The following is a 24,703-nucleotide window of genomic DNA, read 5'->3' as shown; positions in this document are numbered from 1 at the left end:
AGGGGGTGCTTACTGTCAGTCATAACGGATCAGGCCTTTAGACAAGTCGGGTTCGCGCCCGGCAATGGTGTCCTGCAAAAACTGCCAGAACGCATCGGCCGATGGCGGGCAGCCGGGCAGTGAGTGGTCGATGCGCACCACCTCGTGGACAGGGTGCACCTTGTTGAGTGGCAACGGCAGTTCGGGGTCATTGGGCACGGTGCCGTACACGGCCTGCAGCATGTCCCCGACATCGAGGTGGTTGCGCAGGGCGGGCAGTCCACCGGAGATGGCGCAGGCGCCCACCGCCACGAGCACACGGCAGTTGGCCCGGAACGCCCGCAGCACCTCGACGTTCTCGGCGTTGCACAGGCCGCCCTCGACCAGGCCGATGTCGCACGGCCCCACGGTCTTGATGTCGGTCAGCGGCGAGCGGTCGAATGTGATGTGCTCGATCAGTTCGAACAGGCGCTCGTCGATGTCGAGAAAGGACATGTGGCAACCGAAGCAGCCGGCCAGCGAGACCGTGGCGACGCGCAGCTTGCGGGGGATGGGTGTGTCTATGCTCATCCGCGCGTCTCCCCGTTGTCAAACGTCCGTTGACCGATGGGCACCGCAAAGCCGACCCGCTTGGGCAGCAGCGCGCCGACCGGGCAGATATGGGCGGCGCGGTCGTCCACCGAGAGCGCGCTGTCGCCGAGCCGGCCGCTGTCGCTGTTGATCAGCAGGCGGGTGCCGATGCCATGGCCGCCGATGGCGAAGACCTGCTTGCCGTCGAGTTCGTCGCTGGCGCGCACGCAGAGCTGGCAGAGGATGCAGCGGTTGGGCTCGAACAGCACGTCGGGGTGGCTGGCGTCGACCGGGCGCTCGGGATTCAGGGTCTCGAAATGCAGGTCGGTCATGCCGGCGCGTTCGGCCTGGTGCTGCAACAGGCAGTCGCCGCTTTTTTCGCAGCCGGGGCAGAAGTGGTTGCCTTCGACGAAGAGCATCTGCAGCAGGCGCAGGCGCTGCGCGCGCAGGTCGGCGGTGTGGCAGTCCACGCGTTGGCCCGCGGCGGCGGCAGTGGTGCAGGCTGCCACGGGCCGGCCGTCCACGTGCACCGTGCAGATCCGGCAGGAAGCGCTGGCCGAGACCTCGGAGTGCCAGCACAGGTGGGGCACCTCGTGGCCGGCGCGCTGCGCGGCCTGCAGGATGGTGTCGCCGGGCTGCAGGGGCACGGGCTGGCCGTCGAAGCTGAAACTGTTGACCGATCCGGCGCCGGGCCGCCCCAAGCCGGGATCAGCCCCCTCGGGGGGCAGCGACCCGCGCAGCGGCGGAGCGTGGGGGCTGTTCATGACTTGTGCTCCGTATCGAGATGTGCGCCAGAGTCGGTGCGACCGGTAACACGCCGGGCCGCCGAAAGCTCGGCGTCGAGATCGAATTCGGGCTCGAACTGCGGCGTGCCCGTGCGCGATGTGTAGACCTCTCCGAAATGGGCCAGCGTGTCGCGCAGCGGGTTGCAGGCCGAGGCGCCGAGGCCGCAGTGTGTGCCGCTGTGCAACAGCTCGTCCAGCTCGTGCAGGCGTTGCAGGTCGAAGGCCGAGCCGCGGCCGGCGCCGCGTGCCAGCGCGAGCTTGTCCAGCCGCCGCACCACCAGCTCGGTGCCCACGCGGCAGGGCGTGCACAGGCCGCAACTCTCGTGTGCGAAGAAGCGGGCAAAGTGGCGCGCCACCTCAAACAGGTCGCGCGTGCCGTTGAAGACCATGAAGGCGCCAGCGCTGGGCACGTCGTCGAAGGCGATGCGCCGCTGAAACCCCGACGCGGGCACGCAGGTGCCCGAGGGGCCGCCCACCTGCACCGCCTGGGCATCGTGGGCGCCGCAGTCGGCCAGGATGCGCGCGATCGGCGTGCCCAGCGGGTATTCGTAGAGGCCCGGGCGCTCGCAGTCGCCCGAGACCGAGTGGATCTTGGTGCCGGTGGACGACGCGAGGCCGATGCCGGACCACCAGTCGCCACCACGCCGCGCGATGTGCGCCACGGCGCAGAAGGTCTCGACGTTGTTGACGACGGTCGGGCGCCCCAGGTAGCCGCGCTCCACCGGAAACGGCGGGCGGATGCGCGGCGAGCCGCGCTTGCCCTCCAGCGATTCGATCAGGGCCGATTCTTCGCCGCAGACGTAGGCCCCGGCGCCGAGGTGGATACCGATGTCGAAACCAAACCCGGCCAAGCCGGCGGCGTTGGCGCCGAGCAGCCCGCTGGCGCGGCGGCGCTCCAGCACCGCCTGCAGCTGTGGCAGCAGGTAGCGGTATTCGCCGCGCAGGTAGAGCCAGCCCTGCTGCGCGCCGATGGCGCGCGCGGCGATGGTCATGCCATCGAACACCGCGTCGGCGTGCTCGCTGAGCAGGGCGCGGTCCTTGAAGGTGCCGGGCTCGCCTTCGTCGGCGTTGCAGACCACGCAGCGCTGCGGGCCGCTGGCATCGCTGTCAGCGTCTCGGCAAGCCTGCCACTTGCGCGCGGTCGGGAAGCCAGCGCCGCCGCGGCCGCGCAGGCCGGACCGGGCCAGGTCGTCCAGCAGGGCCTGCGGTTCGCGCGCGATCACGGTGGACAAGCCCGGCGCGTCCGCCGGCAGCCCGGTCAGCAGCGCATCGGCGCGGTGCACCGTGTTGTCCACGCGGAACCACTCGGTGGGCCAGTCGTCCACCGGCACTTCGGACAGCATGAGCGCGGCAAGCGCCTCGATGCGGTCGGCATCGAGGCGGGTGATGACCTGGTGGTGGTTGATCAGCAGTGCCGGACCCTGGTCGCACAGGCCGGTGCACGACGCCCGGTCGACGCTGAACCGGCCCTGGGCATCGATCTGGCCGGGCACCACGCCCAGCCGCTCGCAGAGCCGGGACAACAAGGCCTCGCTGCCGAGCAAACGGTCGGTGATGTTGTCGGAGAACAGCACCCGCAGCCGACCCACGGGCCGCGTGTGGAAGAAACGGTAGAAGGTGGCCACGCCTTCAACCTGGGCCAACGGCAGGCGCAGCGCCTGCGCGATGTGCGCCAGCAAGTCGCGTGGCAGCCAGTGGGTCTGTGCCTGCGTTTCGCGCAGCACCTGAACGAGCGCGTGCGGGTCGTGGCCCCAGCGGGCGAGCACCGCATCGGCAGCGTGGAAGGCAAGGGGCTGGTCGAATGCGGTCATGGCTTGTCGAGACCGAAGCGTTGCATCTTGGCGCGCAAACCCACGCGCGAGAGCCCCAGCTCGGCGGAGGCACGCGTCTTGTTCCAGCGGTGGCGCAGAAGGGTCTCTCGCAGCAGCATGGCTTCGATCACGTCCAGACGTTCGCCCAGCGTGCCGCTCTGCGGAATGGCGGCCGTGAGGTCGCTGGCCGAGCCCGAGGTGCGGCCCTGCAGCACGCGCGGTGAAAACGCAGCGGGTGGTAACTGCGCGCCGTCGTGCAAGGCCATGGCGCGCGCGATCTCGTTGCGCAATTCGCGGATATTGCCGGGCCAGGAATAGGCCAGCAGACAGGCCAGAGTCTCGTCGGGCAGCATGGCACCCGGGTGACCGAGTTCGACCGCCACGTCCAGGGCCAGCTGGTGCGCGATCGACGGAATGTCGGCCACGCGCTCGCGCAGCGGCGGCACGGTGATGGTGATGCCGGCGATGCGGTAGTACAGGTCTTCGCGGAACAGGCCATCGCGCACGCGCTGCTCCAGCTGGCGGTGCGTGGCCGCGATCACGCGCACGTCCACCGGCACCGGGCGCGCACCGCCCACGGGTCGCACTTCCCCCTCTTGCAGCACGCGCAGCAGCTTGACCTGAAAGGCCGGCGAGGTCTCGCCTATTTCGTCAAGAAACACCGTGCCGCCGTCGCCGCGCTGGAACAGGCCCAGGTGGTCTTCGAACGCGCCGGTGAAGGCACCGCGCTTGTGCCCGAAGAGTTCGGATTCGAGCAGGGTGTCGGGAATGGCTGCGCAGTTTTCCACCACAAAGGGTCCGTTGAACCGGGGTGATGCGTAGTGGATGGCGCGCGCCAGCAGCTCCTTGCCGGTGCCTGACTCGCCCAGCACCAGCACCGGGATGTCGTAACGGGCCACACGCTCAGCCATGGCGCACACATGATCGAGCGGGCTGCCCGGTGCGCGCACGATGCGCTCAAAACCGAAGCTGTTGCGGGCCTGCGCCATCTGCGTGGCCGTGCGCTGGCGCAGCACACGGTTGCTGGTGCGCAGCTCCAGGTCGAGCCGGCTGGTCTGGCGCTGCAGGCTCTGCGCTTCCACCGCGTTGCGCACCGAGTCGAGCAGGTGGTCGGGCGCCCAGGGCTTGAGGATGTACTGGTAGATGCCGGCCTCGTTGATACCGGCGATGATGTCTTCGGAATCGGTGTAGCCCGAAATCACCATGCGCACGGTTTCCGGCCACAGCTCGCGCACTTCCTTGAGAAAGGTCACGCCTGTCATGCCCGGCATGCGCTGGTCGCACAGGATCACGCTCACCGCCTGGCGCTCCAGCAAGCCCCGCGCCTCTTCGGCGCTGCTCGCGGTGAAGACGGTGAAGTCCTCGTCCAGCGTGCGCCGCATCGCGTCCTGCGAACGCACCTCGTCGTCCACCACAAGCACGGTGGGCAGCACATCATGAAGCGGTGGTGGTGTCACGGTGGCAGGTGTCGGGGTGATGGGTCATTGTAGGAGTGCAACTGGCAATGAGGTCGCTCCCGTCCAGTGGCGCCGCAAGTCAAGAAGCACACCCCGGAGCGCGTGCAGCGCAACACCCAGGGCACCGAGGAACCGGCTTCGCCGGGCCTCAGGTGCCGCCCCCTGGGGGGTGACGCCGCAGGCGGCGCGGGGGGTCAACAGATCCTCGGCAGTTGCTCACCGCTGAGCCAGTCCACCACCCTGCGACCCCCGAAGCGCGTGTCCATCTGCACAAAGTGGTGCGGATCGGTGATCACTTCGCCGATGCGCGCCGCGTCCTGGCCCAGCGGGTGCGCGCGCAGCGCGGCGAGCGCAGCGTCGGCCGCCTCGGGCGCGACGATGGCGATCAGCTTGCCTTCATTGGCCACATACAGCGGGTCCAGCCCCAGCAGCTCGCAGGCCGCGTCCACCTGCGGCTTCACCGGGATGGCCGCTTCCTGCAGCCGCATGCCCACGCCGGACTGGCGCGCGATTTCGTTCAACGTGGTGGCAAGCCCACCGCGCGTGGGGTCGCGCAGCACGCGCACCGCGCCGGGCACCGTGGCCATGAGATCGGCCACCAGCGTGTGCAGCGCGGCGGTGTCGCTCTCAATGGTGGTCTCGAATGCCAGCGACTCGCGCTGCGACAGCACGGCCACGCCGTGGTCGCCAATGGTGCCGGAGAGCAGGACCACATCGCCCGCGCGCGCGTGGCGCCCGCTGACGGACACACCCGGCGCCAACACGCCCACGCCGGTGGTGCTGATGAACACGCCGTCGCCCTTGCCTTTTTCCACCACCTTGGTGTCGCCCGTGACCACCGGCACACCGGCCTCGCGCGCGGCACGGCCCATGGACTGGACGATGCACTGCAGGTCGACCAGCGGGAAACCTTCTTCGATGATGAAGCTCGCGCTCAGGTACAGCGGTGTCGCGCCCATCATGGCCACGTCATTCACCGTGCCGTGCACCGACAGGCAACCGAGGTCGCCGCCGGGAAAGAAGATCGGCGAGACCACGTGGCCGTCGGTGGCCATCACCAGCCGCCCTTCGGCGGGATCGAAGGCCGGCAGCGGCAGCGCGGCGCCGTCGTCGCCCTGTCGCAGGAAAGGGTTGTCCAGCGCGGGCAGGAACAGCTCCTCGATCAGCTGCGCCGCGGCCTTGCCGCCGGCGCCGTGGCCCATGTCGATACGGCCGTGTTTGATGTCCAGCGGGCGGGTGTAGTTCTTTTTCACCGTGGCCTTGGCGGGTGGGTTGTCGTGGTCCACTTTCATGCGGCCTCCTCTGCGGCAGCAACCACCGGGATATCTCTGAAGCGGCCGTAGGTGTAGTGCGCGGCGCAGGCGCCTTCGCTCGACACCATGCATGAGCCCACCGGGTTCTCGGGTGTGCAGACGGTGCCGAAGATCTTGCAGTCGCGCGGCTCTTTCACGCCGCGCAGGATGGCACCGCATTCGCAGGCCTTGTTGTCCGGCACAGCCTTGTAGACCAGATGGAAGCGATGTTCGGCGTCAAACGTCTGGTATCGGTCACGGATGCGCAGGGCCGAGAGTGGCATGGTGCCCAGACCGCGCCATTCGAAGGCTTCGCGCAACTCGAAGATCTCGTCCATCAGCGCCTGCGCGTTGCGGTTGCCTTCGGGCGTGACAGCTCGGATGAACTCGTTCTCCACCTCGGCGCGGCCATCATTCACCTGACGTACCAGCATCAGGATCGCCTGCAGCACATCGAGTGGTTCGAAGCCCGCGATGACCACGGGCTTCTGGTACTCGGTCGCGAACTTCGCGTACGGGTCGGAGCCGATGATGATGCTCACATGCGCCGGGCCGACGAAGCCTTCAATCTCGGCGGTCTCATGCGAAACATCACCCCCACGCTCCCCCGCTTCGCGTGGGTCGCTGCCCCCCGAGGGGGCTGACCCCTCTTGGGGCGGCCCGGCGCTGGGTCGGCCACCATCGAGGATCGCGCGGATCGCGGGCGGGGTCAGCACGTGGCTGCACATCACGCTGAAGTTCTGCAGGCCTTCGCGTGCCGCGTCGCGGATCACCAGCGCGGTCGGGGGCGTCGTGGTTTCAAACCCGATGGCGAAGAACACCACCTGTTTCTCGGGGTTCGCGCGTGCCAGCTGCAGTGCGTCGGCGGCGGAATAGACCATGCGGATATCACCCCCGCGCGCCTTGGCTTTGGTGAGCGAAAGGTTGTCGGACGCCGGCACCCGCATGGTGTCGCCGTAGGTGCAGAGGATCACGTCGTGCTGCAGCGCGAGCCGAATCGCCAGGTCCACCCGGCCGATGGGCAGCACACAGACCGGGCAACCCGGGCCGTGGATCATGCGCACGTTGGACGGTAGCAGCTCCAGCACGCCATAACGGCTGATGGCGTGTGTGTGGCCGCCACAGAACTCCATGAACCGGTATGGGTGATCGGGTCGGACCTCGGCTGCGATGCGCTCGGCAATCTGGCGCGCCAGCGCGCCGTCGCGGAATTCGTCGATGTATTTCACGAAAAGACCTCCGCCCCCACACTCCCCGCTGCGAGTGGTTCATTGCCCCCCGAGGGGCCTGGCCCCGCTTGGGGCGGCCCGGCGCTGGGCTCTGCATGCGCCCCCACACTCCCCACTTCGTGTGGTTCGCTGCCCCCCGAGGGGGCTGGCCCCGCTTGGGGCGGCCCGGCGCTGGGTCCTTCCTCCACGCTGGCCGCCAGCTCGGCAAAGAGCGTCAAGGTGCGTTCAGCTTCTTCGGGGTCGATCACGCCGATGGCGTGGCCCACGTGGACGATCACGTAGTCGCCCACCTGCACGTCGGCCAGGAGCGCGATCGAGATTTCCTTGCGGATGCCCCCGAGGTTGACCACGGCCTGGTCGTTGGGACGCAGCTCCACCAGAAGCGCGGGAATGGCTAGGCACATGGTGCGGTTTCCTTCGTGGTTGTTTCTAGTGAGGTGGTCGCGGTCAGTTGCTGTGCCACGACGCAGGCCTGGCCGAGCGCGAGGCTGGCGTCGCCGCAGCCCTTGTCGAGCGGACAGAACACGGCGAGTCCCGCCGCCTGCAGGCGCGCGGTCAGGCGCTCGCGCAGGATGGCGTTGAAGAAGCAGCCACCACCGAGGCAGACGGTAGCGCTGCCTTGATCACGCGCAGCGCGGATGGCCCAGTCGGCCAGCGCGTCGGCCAGCGCGAGATGGAAGCCCGCAGCAGCGGCGTCCACGCCATCGGGAGCGGCGTTGAACAGCGCGGGCATGAGGCCGCGCAAATCGAGGCGGTTCTGGGTGTCGATAACTGCGCCGGGTAGCGGCGCGGTGTGGGGGTGTCGTGCGAGCCAGCGCGCTGCGGCAGCTTCGAGCGCGATAGCGGCTTGTGCCTCGTCGGTCTGACGTACGCTCAGGCCCAACGCGCCGGCTGCGGCGTCGAACCAGCGGCCAGTGCTGCTGGTGGCCGGGCAGTTCAGGTTCTTGGCCAGCATCTGCTGCACGCCCGCAGCCACGGCTTCACCGACCTGCGGCGCAAAGCGGCAAGGGATCTGATCGCCACGGCCGAGTGCGTGCAAGGCGCTGGCCGCCATGCGCCAAGGTTCCTTTGCGGCGCGGTCGCCACCAGGCAAGGCCAGCGGCACCAGATGACCCAGGCGCTGCCAATGTGCGCCGTCCAACCAGAGCAGTTCACCGCCCCAGGCTTGCCCGTCTGTGCCCAGGCCCACGCCGTCGAGCGCGAGGCCGATGACAGGGCCTTCGATGCGGTGTTCTGCCACCACCGCCGCGATGTGCGCGTGGTGGTGCTGCACGCCGATGGCGGGCACGCCGAGCGCAGCGGCGAGCTGCACCGCGAGCTGGGTGCTGAAGAAGTCGGGGTGCAGGTCGTGCGCCACCGCCGCGATGGGTGCGCCGTGTTCGGTCAGCAGGCGCTGCACCGAAGCTTCGAGCGCGGCGCAGGCCACCGGGTCGCTGAGGTCGCCATGCACCACCGACCACAGCGGCGCGCCGTCCACCAGCAGGCAGGCGGCGTTCTTCAGCCAGGCGCCGCAGGCGAGCACGGTGGGCAATGCGGCTCGGTTCATCGTTGGGCCAGTGTCAGAGCGTGGCGTCTGTTGACAACGCTGCGCGCGCTTGCGCGAGTTCAGCTTCGAGCTGCGCCACACGATCACGCAACGCGGCTTCCGATGCCGATGGCACGGGTTCTTCGCGGCGGTGATGGCCGTGGCCGGTTTCGCCGCCGGGCCGCCCCAAGGCGAAACCATCCCCCTCGGGAGGCAGCGACCCGCGCAGCGGCGGAGCGTGGGGGCGATGGATTTCGTGGTCAAGCCAGTGCAGCCAGGCGTCCATGCCTTCGCCGGTGGTGGCCGAGACCTGGAGGATCTCGATGGCGGGGTTCACACGCCGCGCGAGTTCGATGCAGCGCGTCACGTCAAACTTCACGTGCGGCAGCAGGTCGATCTTGTTGAGCACCATGAGTTGGGAAGCCGCGAACATGTCGGGGTACTTGAGCGGCTTGTCTTCGCCCTCGGTCACCGAGAGGATGGCCACCTTGGCGGCTTCGCCCAGGTCCCACACGGCGGGGCAGACGAGGTTGCCCACGTTTTCGATGAACAGCAGGCTGTGTTCGTCACCGTGATGGTGATCGTGATGCCCATGCGCGTGGTGGTCGTGGCCGTGATGACCGTGGTCGTGCAGCTGCGCAAACGCTGCGCTCACCATGGGCGCGTCGAGGTGGCAGCCTTTGCCGGTGTTGACCTGGATCGCGGGCGCGCCGGTGGCGCGGATACGGTCGGCGTCGAAGCTGGTCTGCTGGTCGCCCTCGATCACCGCGACGTGCAGGCCGGGCGCGTGGGTCTTGAGCGCTTCGATGGTCGCGCAGAGCAGCGTGGTCTTGCCCGAGCCCGGACTGGACACGAGGTTGAGCGCGGTAACAAAGTGCGCTTCAAAGTGCGTGCGGTTCTGCAACGCCACACGGTTGTTGGCGCCGAGGATGTCGGTCTCCAGCTTGATGGCGCGCGCCTGGCTCATGCCAGGCACCGAGACGCGGGCCGCGCCGGCACCGAAGTGCAGGTCGCCGTTGCCGGGGTTCGCCTGCACCACACCGGCCTCGCCCGCGTGGGTCTGAATATGCCGGGCATGGGCCGGGCTGTTGTCACTGCATCCGCATACGACACACATGTTGGTTCTCCTGATTGAGGGTCATGGTAGTGACCGAATGCGCTGCGCGCCACCCGAACCACTCGAAGCGAAGGGACGCCCTCCAGCGCCCCCGTGGAACTGGCTTCGCCAGGCCACAGGGGGCGTCCCCATCCCGCCGCAGGCGAGAGAGGGGGCTGAGGACCGCGGCTCCCAAGCCTGCCTGCGCAGGCTTGGACGGGACGAAGAGGCATCGCCTCCGGCGATGTCGCGGCCTGCAAGGCGAGCGAAGCGGCGCAGGGGGTGCTTCCTATCCATCATCACTGACTTGCATGTCGATGACACGCAATTCCATGCCGCCCGTAGGTTGCAACTGGTAGCCGCCGCAACTCGGGCAGGCGTCACCGCGCCGGTTGATGGCCACGGTCTGGGCGCAGCCCATGCACCAGGCCTGGCCGGGCGGTTCTTCGATATCGATCTGCGCACCGTCGAGCACCGTGCCGGGCGCCAGGCTCTCCAGCGCGAAACGCAGGGCGCGCACGTCCACACCCGCGAGCTGGCCGGCTTCGAGCCGCAGCGACAGCAGGCGCGAAAAACCTTCGCTCACGGCCGTGTCTTCGACCAGCCGCAACACGCCACCGGCGAGGCTGGCTTCATGCATGTTGCACCTCCTGACCGGCGGGCAGCGTGTGCATCACGTCAAACGGCACACAGGGGTCGAACGCGACCATGAGCAGGCGCACGCGGCGCTCTACAATGGCGGCGGGCCCGGTAGCGTCCAGATCGGCGATGCGTCGCGCCACCACACCCTGCGGGTGGAAATTCCATTCGGTCGGTGCGAGCACACGGCAAGCGGCCACGCGCGGTTCGCGATCCGCGCCTTCGATCTCCACCTGGTGCACGAGCAGGCCACGCGCCATCTCCACCCAGGCCATGCCCTGGCGCGGCCCGGTGCTCAGCGAGCCAAAACACAACCAGCCCGCGCCGCTCTGGTCCGGTGCGTCGGGTTGGCACAGGCGGATCAGTTCGGCGATGCGGCTGCCCAGCAGCGCCCAGGGCGTGAGCAGCAAGTCGGCAGACGGGTCGTTCAGGCGCGTCCAGCTGCCGGTGTGTGCGCTCGCGCCCTGCCACAGCGGGTGCAGCGCGAAGCCGGGTTGGAGCGCCAGCGCAGTGGACAGGATGCGTTGACCATCGGCGTCCGCATGGGCGCGCAGCGCAATGGCCCGATCCAGCGGACCGGCGAAGTCGGCCATGCGAGCGGCGCGCAGCAGCGCGGCGAGCCAGCCCTTGTGGCGGTGGCTCCAGTCGTGCAACCAGTCGGCGCCACAGGCCTGCCAGGCGCGTTGCCAGGTGGTGGCCGGCATCTGCAGCAGTTGATCTTGCAGCCAGGTCAGCGTGTCGGGCCAGGGGTCGGCCGGCAGCGTGGCCGCTGGCAGCAGCAGCGGGCAGCGTTGCAACGCGGCGTGTGCGGCGTCGACCCAGGCGGTAGCCGCGGCGCCGGATTCGGCGGCCAGCAGGCGTGGCCAATCCAGGCCAATGCGCCGGATGTGCTCCTGCGCGGTCTCGGTGCGCAGGCGTTGCGCCACCTGCTGAGGCGCGGGCAGCAGGCCGGGTTCGGCAGCTTCGATGGCGAGCTGGGCACACAGCCGGTGCGCGTGGCTGCAGAGGTTGAACAGGCTGGCCATCAGGCCGGGCAAGGCGCTCACCGCCTGACCGCGGGCCAGGCGCGGCGCCCAGTCTTCGCGGCTACTCTGCAGGGCCAGCGGCAGCGGCGCGCCCGGTGCCACGCGCAGGCTGCCTGCCAGTGAGGACAGAACGCTGGTCATAACGCGGTTCCCGCGTCTGGCCGACGGGCCATGAAGAAAGCGCGTCGCGGTGGCAACGGCTCGGCTGCGATGGACGCCACCTCGGGTGCATCGCGCGTGGGACGGACCAGCGCCAGCGAAGCCATCGCAGTTTCTCGCGCCAGGTCCTGGCTGGGGAAGCCGTTCATGGGGGAGAACAACGCACAGGTCTCGTGGTAACCGACGGCGGGGTCGTGGGCGCCGATGAAATCGAAGCATTCGCTGCCGAAGTCGCGCACGGCTTTGCGACCCACGCGGTTGCCGTGCGGCAGGTGGATCGCGGGCAGGCGCAGCAGGCTCATGAACCAGGGGGTGATCAATATGCCTTCGGCGACGGGTTCGGCGGCTTCCTCAAGAGCAAAGGCCCATTCGAAACCGACCGCCTCGACCTGCAGTACCGGGTTCATCAAGGGGATGCCCTGCATGCGTTCGTGTTGCACGTGGCGGTAGAAGTCCACCAAAGATTGCACTCGCGCGGCCAGTTGGGCGGGCGACGCCGAGGACATGTCCTTGCGGTCGAGCGGGCTCATGGTTTTTTTCTGTCTTGCGGCGCATGGCTTGCGACGGAGGTGGTTGGCGCGGCTGGCCCCTCACCCCAACCCTCTCCCCAGAGGGGCGAGGGAGTGAAGCCCCCTCTGAGGCTGGCGGCAGAGGCTGGGCCCACACCGAGCAGGTCGAAGGCCGGTGTGGGCCCAAAAGCGCTGCGGCGTCGGGTGTGTTCCATGTCCATCATTCCAGCATCAGGAACTGCTCGGCATCGCCATCGCAGTTCGGGCAGCGCCAGTGCGCGGGCAAATCGGCGAACGGCGTGCCGGGGGCGATCTGCCATTGCGGGTCGCCGAGCGCCGGATCGTAGACCCACCAGCAGATCTTGCATTCGAGGCGCGAGCCGGGGCGGAGCACGTCGCGGTTGCCCAGGTACGAGCCTTCAAAACCCTCGAACCCCGTGGACTGCGCCGATGCAAGGTCTGCATGCGCCCGATCCGGCGCCGGGCCGCCCCAAGCCGGATCAGCCCCCCCGGGGGGCAGCGACCCGCGCAGCGGCGGAGCATGGGGGCTCAAAGACCGCGGCGCCAGGCCACCCCAAGCCGGATCAGCCCCCTCGGGGGGCAGCGATCCGCGCAGCGGTGGAGCGTGGGGGTTCATGCCTGTTCCAGGTAGTTCATCACGTCGGCCAGGCGCTCGTGTGAATCGCGCAGGTCTTCGGGTGCGGCCATGGCCACTTCGGGCATGTCCACCACCTCGACCGTGTTGAGGATCACCTTGTCCATGGAGTTGTAGTACACCACGCGCCAGCAGTTGGCCAGGCGCGTGTTGGAGATGCGGCAGTTGCCGTACCCTCGTGACAGCATCAGCACGCGGCCGGTGCCCAGGTGGTGGTCGAGAAAGCTGATGTCTTCGGGCGTGACCGGCAGCAGCGTGAGGTTGACCACGTGCGGGGTCTGGCCGGGCTTCCAGCCAGACACCTGGTCGCGGATTTCTTCCACCAGCAGGGGCGCGTTCTGCACGTTGGGTGGCAGCGGGCCGGCCCACTGCGGCTGGGCGCCCTGGGGCCACACGTCGTCCACCGCGATGGCGCGCAGCAGCGCCGGCACCGGGCCGACCTCGATCACGTCGTCGATCAGGCGGCGCTCGCCGTCCACGGTGCGGAAGGTGATGAGACGCCACACGCCCGCGAGCACCGACTCCTGGATGCGCACTTCGAGCGCGCCGTCTTCCTCGCGCACCAGGGCGCTGGCCTCACCCTCGCCCATGATCTGGTTGACCAGCCGCAGGTCGGCCGCGGGCAATGCGGTCAGCGACAACTGGCCGCCCGGGCCACGTTCGGCCGTGCGGTCCAGCAACGCCAGCACCTGGGCCAGCACCGCACGGGCCGCATCGCGGCCGGCCAGCTCTTCGGGCTCGGGCAGCAACGGCGGGCGGTAGGTGTCCATGTCTTTCGGCATGGGCAGGTAGTCCAGCAACTCGTCTTCGGACTGGGTGCCCGGGCCGAGGGCGACGAGCGGGATGGGGAAGTCTTTCATGGGGTGTCCTGGGTGGTCTGACGGTTCAATGGCAGCCGCCGTCAGTGGCCGCACCGGTCTGGCTCACGACCGGGATGCCGATGGTGGGCGGGCGCGAGGGTGGCATGGTGAGCGCGGCGGCCACACCGTTCAGGTACACGTCCCAGTCCTGCATGCCGGCGATGGCGGTGACGTACTGGCCGTCGCGGAAGAACAGCAGAGTGGGCCAGCGTTGCGAACCGTAGCGGCGCGCCACCGCGTCTTCATGGTCGCGCGGCACCACGGCGATCTGGAAGCGGTTGGCGAAGCTCTTCATGAGTTCGGGCAACACGGCCGCGACGTCCTGGCCTTCGGGAAAGCGCACCGGGTCGCCGGCGAGCAGCACGACGCGGTCGCTGCCGCCTGCGCTCCACGCGGCCACCGTGGTCTCATCCACCCAGGCGGCGCCGAAGTCGCGCGCCAGGCGCATCACCAGCGGGGGCGCGGGGTTGGTGTCGGGCACGGGCAGGGCAAAGGCGCGGCTGGGGGTTTCTGTGGCGGTATTCATGGGGTCTCCTGTGTGTGGAAATTCAGGTCTGGCCGGACAGCTGTTTCAACTGCTCGGCGGTCATCTGGGAGGGCAACGAAAAGCCCGCGTCGCCGCTGGCTTCGAAGCCCTGCATGGCGCCGAGCACGAGGTTCAGCGCGCTGTTGACTTCGGCCGCGCGGGTGGCGTCGATGCGCTCTCGCGCGTCGCCCAGGAACACCAGCAACCAGTCGCCCGGCTCCAGCGGGCCGACCAGCGCGGTGGTCACACGGCGGCGCTCGCCGCGGCCTTCGCACCAGGCGTGGCCGGGCTCGGTGGACGTGACCTGCATGGGCATGCCGATGCACATGGCTCAGGCTTCCTTGGGCATGAAGCGGTCGTCGCCAATCCGGCAAGCTTCTTGGGCTGCTGGGCGCTGCGTCTCGTAGGCGGCCAGGGCGAGTTCGTCCATGGTCACGGCCTCGCGCTCGCCCAGCGGCGTGCGGCGCGGCGCGGGCTCGCCGCCCCAGCGCGCGATTTCGGAAACGCCCAGGGCCAGCGCCTCTTCCATCGCGGCCTTGACCACAGGGCGCAGGCTGCCGCCGTAGTCTTCCAGCTCCTGCGGCTGGCAGCCGATCAGCAGCACCTGGGCCGGGTACTTGCCGGTGAGCTGCGCGAGCGAGAGCACTTCCTGGAAGCCGGTCTGGTGCAGGCTCATCTTCTTGGCGCCCATGAAACGCGGCACGGCATCGTCGCGCACTTCTTTCAGCGTGCCGGGCTCCAGGCCGTAGTCGATGGCATCGAAGATCAGCAGCGCGTCGGCCGCCTGCACGTGCTGGATCAAATACAGGCCCTGCGTGCCGCCGTCGATGAGCGACACGTGGTCGGCGAACTCGAAGCGGCGTTGCAGCGCTTCGATGCAGCGCACGCCAAAACCTTCGTCGGCCCAGAGCAGGTTGCCGATGCCGAGCACCACGATGGTCTGTGGCCGGGCGGGGGTGTCACCACAGGGGTGACAGGTGGATTCGGACGGATGGGCGCTCATGGTGGGTGGTCCCGAAAAACTCAGTGGGAGGCGGAAGGGGTGACCGAACCGGAACACAGGCGCTTCCAGGCGTGGAAGCTGTCCCAGGCGGCCTGGTGCGCGAGCCAGAAGCCGGCGTCGATGCCGAACTGGCGCGCGCAGCGGATGGCGGTGTCGGGCGACATCGCGCGCTGGCCGTGCACCAGCTCGTGCAGCCGGCGGCGCGACAGGCCCAGCACCCGGGCCGCCTCGCTCTGGCTCAGCCCCAGCGGCGCCAGGCAGGTGCGCGCCAGCAGCCGCCCCGGGTGCATGGGCGTGCGCACCGGAACGCCCCGCGGCGGGATCACCGACGCGATGGTGTGCAGACGATGTGGAGCAAGACGCGACATGATGGGCAAGCTGGTGGAGCGAAGGGATGGAAGTTCAGGGCGCCGAGGAACCGGCTTTGCCGGGCCTCCAGCGCCGCCCCTGGGGGGTGACGCCGAAGGCGGCGCGGGGGGGTCAGTCCTTGAACGTTCTACGGCCGGAGATCATGGTCGAGACGATGGACTGGCGGCCCATGATGTCTTCGCGGATCGCGGCGTACACATGCAGGACGATGAAGATGATCAGCGCCCACATGCCCATGCGGTGCCAGGTGTGCACGTCCTGGCTCTGGCCGAACAACGGGATCACCCAGCCGAACATGCGCTCCTGCCACGAACCCACCTGAGCCCCTTCGCCGTAGAGCGCGAAGCCGGTGACGATCATGAAGATCGAGAGCATCAGGAAGCCCGAGAACATGGCCAGCCGCGCCAGCGGGTTGTGGCCCACGTAGCGGCCGGGCCGGGGAATCAGAAAGGCGTACCACTTGAGCATGGTGAACACCTCATGCCAGTAGGCTTTCTGGAAGATGGGCACCCAGAACATCTCGCGCGCGTGGTGGTTGCCAACGATGGCCCAGTAGGCACGACCCAGCAGGCCCACGGCCAGCAGGTAGCCCGCGGTGAAGTGGGCGAAACGGATGTAGCCCATCAGGTAGTGGTCGCTGGCTTCACCGGGCATGGTGGGCAGTGGCACGCCGATGAAGTAGCCAGTGACTGCCAGCACAGTGATGGACGCCGCGTTGATCCAGTGCCAGAGGCGCACCGGCGCTTCGTACACGTAGACGGACTTGGTGCTCTGGCCGTGCGAGACGGCACTCTCGTCGATGCCGGTGACATCGGCGAGGCGTTCGGGGGATGTGGTGGACATGGTGGCCTCCAAATAACGGTTGCCGTGGATCGGGGTGGCCGTCAGGCCGACAGCTGACCGAAGAGCACCAGGCCCGATGCGCCCAGCAGCGCGCCCAGGCCACCCAGCGCCCAGCCGCTGCGTTCGGCCAGCGCGCGGCGGATGCCGAGGCCGGCGAACACGCCGCCGATGTGCAGCGCAGCGGTGGTCAGCAGAAAGCCCGCGGCATAGCCCGCGAAGCCCGTGGCCGGTGTTTCAGCGCCGTGCGCCAGACCGTGCAGCGAAGCCGCTGCGGCCACCAGCCCCAGGCCGACGGCGGCCGGCATCGGCTGGCGGGCCAGCACCAGCATGGCGCCGAACAGCACCACCGACAACGCCACGCCCTGCTCCAGGAACGGCAGGCTCACGCCCGCTGCGCCCAGCGCGGCGCTGATGACCAGCGCCAGCAGGAAGGTGGCCGGGCCCTGCCAGGACTTGCCTTTCGGCAGGGCCGAGACCGACCACACACCCACGGCCACCATGGCCAGCAGGTGGTCCAGGCCGAAGGGGTGCACCAGGCCTTCCATGAGGCTGGTGGCGCCGTGGCCCGGATGGGCCTGGGCCGCGCTGGCGAGACCGGCCAGCAGCACGGCCGCTGTGACGCGACGGATGTTTTTCGATTGCATGTGTTTCTCCTCGTGTAGGTTCAGAACAGTTCAATGGTCCAGAGACATTGCGAGCGCGACGGGGCTTGTCCAGGGCACCCGTGGAACCGGCTTTGCCGGGCCACTGGGTGCGTCCCCCCTCCGGGGGGAAGACGCGAAGCGGCGCAGGGGGGTCACCTCACCGTGACCCGTGCCATCTCCTGCCCGTCTTCGCTCATCACGTGAGTCGAGCAGGCCAGGCAGGGGTCGAAGCTGTGCAGCGTGCGCAGGATCTCCAGCGGCTGCTCGGGATTGACCATGGGCGTGTTCATCAGCGAGGCCTCGAAGGCGCCGATCTGGCCCTTGGTGTCGCGTGGCGATCCGTTCCAGGTGGTGGGCACCACGCACTGGTAGTTCTCGATCTTGCCGTCCTTGATCTTGATCCAGTGGCCCAGCATGCCGCGCGGCGCAGCGACCGTGCCCACGCCCTTGGCTTCTTTCGGCCAGGTGGCCGGATCCCACTTCTCGACATTGGCGGTGCTGCTGTCGCCGTCCTTGATGTTCTGCACCATCTGGCGGAAGTCGTCCATCATCATCTCGGCGCTGTACTGGCTCTCCAGCGCGCGCGCCAGGGTGCGGCCGATGGTGGTGGGCAGCAGTTGCTTGAGCGTGTAGTTCGTCTCGGGCAGGCCCAGTGCCTTGGGAATGGCACTGTTGATGGCCACCGCCGATTCGTCCACCTGTTCCTTCACGCGCTGGCACCATTTGTTGCCCTGCACCGCGTGGGCGTAGCCCAGGATGTAGCGCGAGAGCGGGCCGACCTCGACCGCGTGACCCCGCCAGCGCGGGCTCTTGATCCACGAGTACTTGGCCGACTCGTCGATCTGTTCGATCCGGGTGCGCGTACCCTTGAAGTTCGGGCCTTCGGGGGCGTAGTTTGCTTCCGTCACGCCTTCCCAGGGGTGCAGGCCCTTGGTTTCGTCGGCGTATTTGTACCAGCTGTGGCTCACGAATTCCTGCACCTGCTCGGGGTCGCGCGGGTCAATCTCGTGGATCTTGTCCCAGTTGCCATCGAGAATCACGCCACCCGGCAGCTGGTGGGTGCTGAAGTCGTACGGCACCTTCTCATACGTGCCGTAGTCGGCCACGTTGGTGGCGCTCAGGCCGCCGCCGTACAGCCAGCCGGCGTTCTTGTAAATCGTGCCGATGGCCAGCACGTCCGGGATGTAGACGTTGTTGTTGAAATCGATCATCTCCTGGATACGGGCCTGCACAAAGTTCAGGCGCTCCATGTTGATCGGGGCCCCTGCGGCACCGTTGCCATCGATGTTGATGGCGCAGGGCACACCGCCCACCAGGTAGTTGGGGTGTGGGTTCTTGCCACCGAAGACGGTGTGCACCTTCACCCACTCCTTCTGCAGGTCCAGCGCCTCCAGATAGTGCGTCACGGCCATCAGGTTGGCCTCGGGCGGCAGCACATAGGCCTTGGAGCCCCAGTAGCCGTTGGCAAACGGGCCGAGCTGGCCACTCTCGACGAACTTCTTCAGGCGGTTCTGCACGTCGCGGAAGTAGCCGGGCGAGGACATCGGGTGCGAGGGCGAGACCAGGTGTTGCAGATCGCTGGTCTTTTTCGGGTCGGCCTGCAGGCTGGAGATCACGTCGACCCAGTCCAGCGCGTGCAGGTGGTAGAAATGCACCGCGTGGTCGTGCACCTGCAGCGTCTTGGCCATCATCTCGCGGATCAGGTGGGCGTTCAGCGGGATGCGGATGCCCAGCGCATCTTCCACCGCGCGCACCGAGGTAAGCGCGTGGCAGCCGGTGCAGACGCCGCAGATGCGCTCCACAAACGCCCAGGCGTCACGCGGATCGCGGCCTTTCAGAATCACCTCCAGACCGCGCCACATGGTGCCCGTGGACACCGCATTGCGGATGACGTTGTTGCTGTCAAGGTTGACCTCGCAGCGCATGTGGCCTTCGATGCGCGTGACCGGGTCGACGACGATGCGCCGGCCGGTGTTGTCGAGGTTGAAGCCCTGTGTTTCGTATGCACCCATGGTGTTCTTCCTGTGTGGTCTGGATCAGCTGTTGGCGGAAGCCGCTTTCTTCTCGGCGGCCTTGTCGCGCGAGCGCTTGGCCACCGAGACGGCGGCGTGCGCGGCCACCGCAGCGCCCACCACACCGGCCGTCGTGCCACCGATCTGGTCAGCGTTGGCTTCGATGCCGAAGGCGTGGATGGTGGTCAGGCGGTCGTAGAAAGAACCCTTGTCCCAGAAGCCGTCTTCCGAGCAGCCGATGCAGCCGTGGCCAGCCTTGATGGGCCAGCTGGTGCCCTCGTTCCATTGCACGGTGGAGCAGGCGTTGTAGGTGGTCGGGCCCTTGCAGCCGACCTTGTAGAGGCAGTAGCCGCGGCGCGCGGACTCGTCGTCCCAGGCCTCGACGAACTGGCCGGCGTCGAAGTGGGGCCGGCGATAGCACTTGTCGTGAATACGCTGGCTGTAGAACATCTTGGGCCGACCCTGGCGGTCCAGTTCGGGGATGCGGTCAAACGTCAGCATGTAGGTGATCACGCCCGTCATCACCTCGGGGATGGGCGGGCAGCCTGGCACCTTGATGATGGGTTTGTCGGTGATGACCTTGTGGATCGGCGTGGCCTGCGTCGGGTTGGGCTTGGCGGCCTGCACACAGCCCCACGACGCACACGATCCCCAGGCGATGATGGCCTTGGCGTCTTTCGCCACGTGCTTGAGCTTCTCGATGAAGGGCTTGCCCGACTGGATGCAGAACATGCCGCCCTCGTTCAGCGGCGGGTTGCCCTCCACGGCCAGGATGTACTGGCCTTTGTACTTGGTCATGATCTCCTCCAGGATCGCCTCGGCCTGGTGGCCGGCGGCGGCCATCAGGGTGTCGTCGTAGTCCAGCGAGATCATGGACAGCACCACGTCCTTGGCCAGCGGGTGCGCCGAGCGGATGAACGATTCGGTGCAGCAGGTGCATTCCAGCCCGTGCAGCCAGAGCACCGGCGTGCGCGGCTTGGTTTCCATGGCGTGCGCGATCTGGGGCACGAACGAGGGCGCCAGCCCCAGTGAAGTGGCGGTGAGCGAGCAGTACTTCAGAAAGCTGCGGCGCGAAATGCCCTTTCGGCGCATCACCTCGTAAAAGGTTTCCATCATGGGGGTTGTCTCCGTTGGCTGATCTGGGGCAGAACCGGGCCTCGCCCATACAGGCAGGTATGTGACCGTCTGCAATCGCCAGGCCACGACAGACCAACCGAGGGAAAACACCGATCAATGCATTCAAGGCATTGATTTCAATCATGTTTTTACGATGACATTCGTCGGCTCAAAATCCGTTCACCACAGGGAGTGGAAACTATTGTTCCATTTCATGAAACAGACCGATAAAAGAATTTCCATCTGTGAAGGCGTCAGTCGCGCCGCGCACGGACGAAAAAAAAGCCAACCCCGGGGGGTTGGCTGCTGATCTCTGGCATCTCTGGGGACGCTGAAACAGGTTGTTCTTGTTGGACTGGGTTGTCTCCTCGGTCCCCCGCGGTCACCAGCGCAGTGCGCTGTTTGCGAGTGCATGGACTGTATCCGTTCGCACCAGCGCTGTGCATCGGGGCTTTCCCGCACCCGGGACAACCCTTGGCACAGGAAATGCACTGTTCGCTCTGTCGTTGGCTGAGGTAACAAAATGCACCAAAACCGCTGGTTTCCTGCGGGCGCGGCGAGCGCGTCCGCCTTCCTGATGTCTTCCAACCTGTGGGCCCAGACGGCCACCCCGGAGGCCACACCTCTGAGTGCACCGGGTCTGGTCGCCAGCCAGGCGCTGCAGGGCGCAGACACCGCCTGGATCATGGTCAGCACCGCATTGGTGCTGCTCATGACCTTGCCAGGGATTGCCCTGTTTTATGGCGGCATGGTGCGTCGTTTCAATGTCATCAACACCATGGCCAGCGTGGTCGGCATCGCGGCGGTGGTGAGTCTGCTGTGGTTCGGGCTGGCCTATTCACTGGCCTTCACCCCTGGCTATGGCGGCCTGGGCGGGTGGGTCGGTGGTGTGGAGCGCATGGGATTTTCCGGGCTGGAATACCTGGGCAGCACGGGTCAGGTGGCGGTGAGCCACATTGCCCCGCACCTGCCCGAATCGGTGTTTGCCATGTTCCAGCTCACCTTTGCCATCATCACCTGTGCGCTGGTGGTGGGCGCGCTGGTGGAGCGCATGCACTTTGGTGCGTTGCTGCTGTTTGCCAGCCTGTGGCTGGTGCTGGTGTACGCACCGGTGGCGCACTGGGTGTGGGAGCCGGGTGGCTGGCTGGCCCAGCTGGGCGCGCTGGACTTTGCCGGCGGCGCGGTGGTGCATATCAACGCAGGCGCCGCGGCGCTGGTGTGCGCCTACGCACTGGGGCCGCGCGAGGGTTACGGCCGTGAACCTTTTGTTCCCTACAACCTGGGCATGACCATGGCCGGCACCGGGTTGCTGTGGGTGGGCTGGTTCGGCTTCAACGGAGGCTCCGCGCTCGCCGCCGACGGCCGTGCCGGGTTGGCCATCGCGGTGACGCACATCGCCGCAGCTGCGGGCGCCCTGTCGTGGATGGCTGCCGAATGGCTGGCACGCAAACGCGCCTCTTTGCTGGGCTTGTGTTCGGGCGTGGTGTCCGGGCTGGTGGCGATCACACCAGCGGCCGGTTTTGTCACGCTGCGCGGCGCAGTGGTCATTGGCCTGGTGGCGGGTGCGGCCTGCTACTGGGGCGCGACCGTGCTCAAGCGCAAGCTGCGCGCCGACGATTCGCTCGATGTGTTTGGCGTGCACGGCGTGGGCGGTCTGGTGGGTGCACTGCTCACCGGTCTGCTGGCCGACCCTGCGATTGCTGGTGTGGAAGCCAGCCTGCTGGCCCAGGTGATTGCCTGTGCCGCCGTGCTGGCCTACAGCCTGGTGATGACGGCGCTGGTGCTGTGGATCACGTCGCGCGTGACCCGGTTGAGGGTGCGCGAGGTGGAAGAACGCACGGGCCTGGACCTGGCGCTGCACAACGAAAGCCTGAATTGACCCCCTCTCGCGCCTGCGACGCTTGCGCTACCCGAGCGAAGGGGGCAAACAGCGATTCGGTGCGCGAAGGCTTCTGCCATACGGAGGCGCCATGAGCACCACGAATGACCTGTTCGCGATCGCGGCGCACTTGCATGTGGTGTTGCGTCGCAAGACCGGGCGGGTGACCGACACCGAGTGGATGGTGAACAACGCCGAGTACGCAACCGCCATGGTTGCGTATGCGCGCGCCCAGGCGGCCAGCGATGGGCACACCGAGCTGCTGCCACTGGCCGACAAGCTCGAAGCACTGATTCCGTCCATGGGCGCCGTGGCCCGCAAACCTCTGCTGCAGGCGGCCGCCGAGCGACTGCACAGTGCTCAGACGGCGGCATCGACTTCACCAGCACCTGCACAGACCGCCGCACCTGTGCCCGCACGCCGCAGCGGGTTCGCAGACTCGGTGCCCGCCAGCGGCTTCCTGGAGTCCACGCTTTCATCCGTGTTTGGCTCTGCGCGCAAACCGGAAGATGACGAGCCCGGCGGGCGCTATGTGGGCGGAATTCGCTGATCCTGAGCGCCGAAAAGCCGTCAATGGTGGCATTGAATGGCGCAGCCAGCGGAGGTGTCCCCCATCCAGAAACACCAGGGAACCGGCGCTGCCGGGCCTCAGGTGTCGCCCCCTTTCAGGGGGTGGCGCCAAAGGCGACGCGGGGGGTTAGGGCCTGCTAGCACTATTTTTTCAAGATGGAAAAATAGTGTCAACAGGCCCTAGTCCCCGGCCAGCATCCACCGCGCCGCTTTTTCCGCAATCATGAGCGTGGGGCTGTTGGTGTTGCCGCTGGTGATGGTGGGCATCACGCCCGCGTCCACCACGCGCAGACCCGCCACGCCGCGCACGCGCAGGTGGCTGTCGACCACGGCCATGCCGTCATCGGCACGGCCCATGCGGGTGGTGCCCACCGGGTGGAAGATGGTGCTGGCGATGTCGCCGGCCAGACGGGCGAGCTCTTCGTCGGTCTGGAACTGCACGCCGGGCTTGAATTCTTCCGGCTTGTACTTCGCCAGCGCGGGCTGCGACACGATGCGTCGGGTCACGCGCAAGCTGTCGGCGGCGACGCGGCGGTCTTCGTCGGTGCTGAGGTAACAAGGCGCAATGGCGGGCGCGTCGGCCGCGCGCGCGGTCTTGATGCGCACATGCCCCCGGCTGCTGGGGTTGAGGTTGCACACGCTGGCGGTGAACGCCGGGAAGGCGTGCAGCGGTTCGCCGAAGGCTTCCAGGCTGAGCGGCTGCACGTGGTATTCGAGATTCGGCCACGGCTGTGCGGGATCGCTGCGAGTGAAGGCGCCGAGCTGGCTGGGTGCCATGCTCATTGGGCCGCTGCGTTTGAGCACATATTCCAGACCGATGCTGGCCTTGCCCCAGAGGGAACTGGCCAGGGCGTTGAGCGTTTTGGCGCCAGTGACTTTGTAGACCGAGCGGATCTGCAAGTGGTCCTGCAGGTTCTCGCCCACGCCCGGCAGGGGGTGCTGCACCGGCACACCGATCTGGTTGAGCAGCGGCGCCGGCCCAATGCCGGAGAGCTGCAGTATTTGCGGCGAACCGATGGCGCCGGCACTGAGCACCACCTCGCGGCTCGCGTTCACCTGCACGGTCTGGCCGCCACGCAGCACTTCGGCGCCGGTGCAGCGCAGCACCCCACCGGGGTCGCGCGCCAGGGTGAGTTTTTGCACATGCGTTTCGGTCCACACCGTGAGGTTGGGCCGGTGTTGAACCGGTCGCAAAAATGCCTTTGACGCGTTCCAGCGCCAACCGGCCTTCTGGTTCACCTCGAAGTAGCCCACGCCTTCGTTGTTGCCGGTGTTGAAGTCGGCCGTGGCCGGTATGCCGGCTTCCTGCGCGGCCTGGGCGAAGGCGTCGAGCACGTCCCAGCGCAGGCGCTGTTTCTCCACCCGCCATTCGCCGCCGCCACCCTGGTGGCGGTTACCATGCAGCGCGGCGAAGGCCGGGTCAGCCTGAGCGTCCAGGCGGTAGTGGTCTTCGTGGGCCTTGAAGTCTTTCAGGCAGCTTTCCCAGCCCCAGTCGTCGTCACCGGTGAGGCTGGCCCACTGGTCGTAGTCGCGCGCCTGGCCGCGCATGTAGATCATGCCGTTGATGCTGGAACAACCGCCCAGCGTCTTGCCGCGCGGGTAGCGCAGCTTGCGGCCGTTGAGGCCAGCGTCGGCCTCGGTCTGGTAGAGCCAGTCGGTGCGCGGGTTGCCAATGCAGTAGAGGTAGCCCACCGGAATGTGGATCCAGTGGTAGTCGTCCTTTCGACCGGCTTCAATCAGCAGCACGCGCCGGGCAGGGTCTGCGCTGAGCCGATTGGCGAGCAGGCAGCCGGCCGTGCCGGCGCCGATGACAATGTGGTCGAAGGTGGTGTCGCTCATGGGCTGCTTTTTTCTGGAATCAAGCGGGTGGGAGTTCGTCGTCGGGCAGGCTGAAATCGCCGCGCTGGTAGGCCGCCATCACGGCTTCGGCATCCGCCACGCGGCGCTCGGGCACCAGCACACGCACCTGTATGGCGCCAGCGAGCAGGCTGTGGGTCTGCACCAGGTGCGCATCGGCCACCACGGCGGGCACACCACCGGCCTGCAGGCAGCCACGCAGCAGATAGGCCTCGGTGGGACTGAAGAAGGTGGCCAGCGTCTGCCAGTCGCCGTCTTCGGGGTCGTAGGGGCTGTCGCCGTGCATGGGTGCG

Annotated in this window: 26 protein-coding genes; 2 read left to right on the top strand and 24 right to left on the bottom strand. The window is 67.7% G+C overall.

All coding sequences use genetic code 11. The annotated features are described in order from the left end of the window. Positions 1 to 15: 15 nt before the first annotated feature. The 22 genes from Q7V46_RS10745 to Q7V46_RS10640 all read right to left on the bottom strand — a co-directional run bounded on the left by Q7V46_RS10745 (position 16) and on the right by Q7V46_RS10640 (position 20,101). Positions 16 to 549, bottom strand: coding sequence for an NADP oxidoreductase (locus tag Q7V46_RS10745; RefSeq protein ID WP_304913531.1), 534 nt, complete (start codon positions 547 to 549; stop codon positions 16 to 18). Continuing rightward, positions 546 to 1,313, bottom strand: a complete 768-nt coding sequence (locus Q7V46_RS10740; protein ID WP_304913530.1) for a 2Fe-2S iron-sulfur cluster-binding protein — start codon at positions 1,311 to 1,313, stop codon at positions 546 to 548. Before Q7V46_RS10740 ends, Q7V46_RS10745 begins: the two co-directional genes overlap by 4 nt. Further along, positions 1,310 to 3,145, bottom strand: a complete 1,836-nt coding sequence (locus Q7V46_RS10735; protein ID WP_304913529.1) for an NAD(P)H-dependent oxidoreductase subunit E — start codon at positions 3,143 to 3,145, stop codon at positions 1,310 to 1,312. The genes Q7V46_RS10740 and Q7V46_RS10735 overlap by 4 nt, the downstream gene beginning before the upstream one ends. Then, the gene (locus tag Q7V46_RS10730; protein ID WP_304913528.1) at positions 3,142 to 4,602 is read right to left on the bottom strand and encodes a sigma-54 dependent transcriptional regulator; all 1,461 of its coding nucleotides are present in this window, start codon (positions 4,600 to 4,602) and stop codon (positions 3,142 to 3,144) included. Before Q7V46_RS10730 ends, Q7V46_RS10735 begins: the two co-directional genes overlap by 4 nt. 194 nt (positions 4,603 to 4,796) lie before the next feature. Further along, positions 4,797 to 5,894 carry a hydrogenase expression/formation protein HypE gene (gene hypE, locus Q7V46_RS10725; protein WP_304913527.1) on the bottom strand — a complete coding sequence of 366 codons (1,098 nt, stop codon included), beginning with the start codon at positions 5,892 to 5,894 and terminating at the stop codon, positions 4,797 to 4,799. Next, the gene (gene hypD, locus Q7V46_RS10720; RefSeq protein WP_304913526.1) at positions 5,891 to 7,123 is read right to left on the bottom strand and encodes a hydrogenase formation protein HypD; all 1,233 of its coding nucleotides are present in this window, start codon (positions 7,121 to 7,123) and stop codon (positions 5,891 to 5,893) included. The genes hypE and hypD overlap by 4 nt, the downstream gene beginning before the upstream one ends. Beyond that, on the bottom strand, positions 7,120 to 7,527 hold the full coding sequence (locus tag Q7V46_RS20005; protein WP_370690325.1) for a HypC/HybG/HupF family hydrogenase formation chaperone: 408 nt from the start codon (positions 7,525 to 7,527) through the stop codon (positions 7,120 to 7,122). The genes hypD and Q7V46_RS20005 overlap by 4 nt, the downstream gene beginning before the upstream one ends. Further along, a complete protein-coding gene (locus tag Q7V46_RS10710; RefSeq protein WP_304913525.1) occupies positions 7,518 to 8,669 on the bottom strand; it encodes a carbamoyltransferase HypF in 1,152 nt (383 codons plus the stop codon). The genes Q7V46_RS20005 and Q7V46_RS10710 overlap by 10 nt, the downstream gene beginning before the upstream one ends. 13 nt (positions 8,670 to 8,682) lie before the next feature. After that, the gene (hypB, locus tag Q7V46_RS10705) at positions 8,683 to 9,765 is read right to left on the bottom strand and encodes a hydrogenase nickel incorporation protein HypB (RefSeq protein ID WP_304913524.1); all 1,083 of its coding nucleotides are present in this window, start codon (positions 9,763 to 9,765) and stop codon (positions 8,683 to 8,685) included. A 268-nt stretch (positions 9,766 to 10,033) separates the two neighbouring features. Continuing rightward, positions 10,034 to 10,384, bottom strand: coding sequence for a hydrogenase maturation nickel metallochaperone HypA (locus Q7V46_RS10700; protein ID WP_304913523.1), 351 nt, complete (start codon positions 10,382 to 10,384; stop codon positions 10,034 to 10,036). Beyond that, positions 10,377 to 11,549, bottom strand: a complete 1,173-nt coding sequence (locus tag Q7V46_RS10695) for a hypothetical protein (protein ID WP_304913522.1) — start codon at positions 11,547 to 11,549, stop codon at positions 10,377 to 10,379. Before Q7V46_RS10695 ends, Q7V46_RS10700 begins: the two co-directional genes overlap by 8 nt. After that, positions 11,546 to 12,097 (bottom strand): [NiFe]-hydrogenase assembly chaperone HybE, encoded by a 552-nt coding sequence (gene hybE, locus Q7V46_RS10690; RefSeq protein ID WP_304913521.1) that lies wholly within the window; start codon positions 12,095 to 12,097, stop codon positions 11,546 to 11,548. Before hybE ends, Q7V46_RS10695 begins: the two co-directional genes overlap by 4 nt. 199 nt (positions 12,098 to 12,296) lie before the next feature. Then, positions 12,297 to 12,485, bottom strand: coding sequence for a rubredoxin (locus Q7V46_RS10685; RefSeq protein ID WP_304913582.1), 189 nt, complete (start codon positions 12,483 to 12,485; stop codon positions 12,297 to 12,299). A 224-nt stretch (positions 12,486 to 12,709) separates the two neighbouring features. Next, positions 12,710 to 13,591, bottom strand: coding sequence for a hydrogenase expression/formation protein (locus Q7V46_RS10680; RefSeq protein ID WP_304913520.1), 882 nt, complete (start codon positions 13,589 to 13,591; stop codon positions 12,710 to 12,712). 25 nt (positions 13,592 to 13,616) lie between these two features. Next, complete coding sequence (locus tag Q7V46_RS10675) at positions 13,617 to 14,117, bottom strand: hydrogenase (protein WP_370690324.1); 501 nt, start codon at positions 14,115 to 14,117, stop codon at positions 13,617 to 13,619. A 22-nt stretch (positions 14,118 to 14,139) separates the two neighbouring features. Next, positions 14,140 to 14,445 carry a HypC/HybG/HupF family hydrogenase formation chaperone gene (locus tag Q7V46_RS10670; RefSeq protein ID WP_304913519.1) on the bottom strand — a complete coding sequence of 102 codons (306 nt, stop codon included), beginning with the start codon at positions 14,443 to 14,445 and terminating at the stop codon, positions 14,140 to 14,142. A 3-nt stretch (positions 14,446 to 14,448) separates the two neighbouring features. After that, positions 14,449 to 15,120, bottom strand: coding sequence for a HyaD/HybD family hydrogenase maturation endopeptidase (locus Q7V46_RS10665; RefSeq protein WP_304913518.1), 672 nt, complete (start codon positions 15,118 to 15,120; stop codon positions 14,449 to 14,451). 20 nt (positions 15,121 to 15,140) lie between these two features. Beyond that, positions 15,141 to 15,488: a HigA family addiction module antitoxin gene (locus tag Q7V46_RS10660; RefSeq protein WP_304913517.1), complete on the bottom strand. Its 348-nt coding sequence runs from the start codon at positions 15,486 to 15,488 to the stop codon at positions 15,141 to 15,143. Positions 15,489 to 15,600: 112 nt separating this feature from the next. Continuing rightward, on the bottom strand, positions 15,601 to 16,332 hold the full coding sequence (gene cybH, locus Q7V46_RS10655) for a Ni/Fe-hydrogenase, b-type cytochrome subunit (RefSeq protein ID WP_304913516.1): 732 nt from the start codon (positions 16,330 to 16,332) through the stop codon (positions 15,601 to 15,603). A gap of 41 nt (positions 16,333 to 16,373) precedes the next feature. Beyond that, positions 16,374 to 16,976 (bottom strand): HupE/UreJ family protein, encoded by a 603-nt coding sequence (locus tag Q7V46_RS10650; protein WP_304913515.1) that lies wholly within the window; start codon positions 16,974 to 16,976, stop codon positions 16,374 to 16,376. A 152-nt stretch (positions 16,977 to 17,128) separates the two neighbouring features. Then, entirely contained in the window at positions 17,129 to 18,988 is a 1,860-nt protein-coding gene (locus tag Q7V46_RS10645) for a nickel-dependent hydrogenase large subunit (protein ID WP_304913514.1), read from the bottom strand. Between the two features lie 24 nt (positions 18,989 to 19,012). Next, positions 19,013 to 20,101, bottom strand: coding sequence for a hydrogenase small subunit (locus tag Q7V46_RS10640; protein ID WP_304913580.1), 1,089 nt, complete (start codon positions 20,099 to 20,101; stop codon positions 19,013 to 19,015). Positions 20,102 to 20,681: 580 nt separating this feature from the next. Here Q7V46_RS10640 and Q7V46_RS10635 point away from each other — a divergent pair. Together Q7V46_RS10635 and Q7V46_RS10630 are read left to right on the top strand one after the other, a co-directional pair. Beyond that, positions 20,682 to 21,983 carry an ammonium transporter gene (locus Q7V46_RS10635; protein WP_304913513.1) on the top strand — a complete coding sequence of 434 codons (1,302 nt, stop codon included), beginning with the start codon at positions 20,682 to 20,684 and terminating at the stop codon, positions 21,981 to 21,983. Positions 21,984 to 22,074: 91 nt separating this feature from the next. Beyond that, positions 22,075 to 22,533, top strand: coding sequence for a hypothetical protein (locus Q7V46_RS10630; RefSeq protein WP_304913584.1), 459 nt, complete (start codon positions 22,075 to 22,077; stop codon positions 22,531 to 22,533). A 200-nt stretch (positions 22,534 to 22,733) separates the two neighbouring features. Here the strand turns inward: Q7V46_RS10630 and Q7V46_RS10625 are convergent, their stop codons facing one another. Beyond that, positions 22,734 to 24,392 carry a GMC family oxidoreductase gene (locus tag Q7V46_RS10625; RefSeq protein ID WP_304913512.1) on the bottom strand — a complete coding sequence of 553 codons (1,659 nt, stop codon included), beginning with the start codon at positions 24,390 to 24,392 and terminating at the stop codon, positions 22,734 to 22,736. A gap of 19 nt (positions 24,393 to 24,411) precedes the next feature. After that, complete coding sequence (locus tag Q7V46_RS10620) at positions 24,412 to 24,696, bottom strand: DUF2007 domain-containing protein (RefSeq protein ID WP_304913511.1); 285 nt, start codon at positions 24,694 to 24,696, stop codon at positions 24,412 to 24,414. Positions 24,697 to 24,703 lie beyond the last annotated feature (7 nt).

The sequence above is a fragment of the Hydrogenophaga sp. genome (assembly GCF_030651625.1).
In the GTDB taxonomy this organism is placed as follows: Bacteria; Pseudomonadota; Gammaproteobacteria; order Burkholderiales; family Burkholderiaceae_C; genus Hydrogenophaga.
Note: the sequence above shows the minus strand (reverse complement) of the source record. Positions and strands in the feature narration are given on the sequence as shown.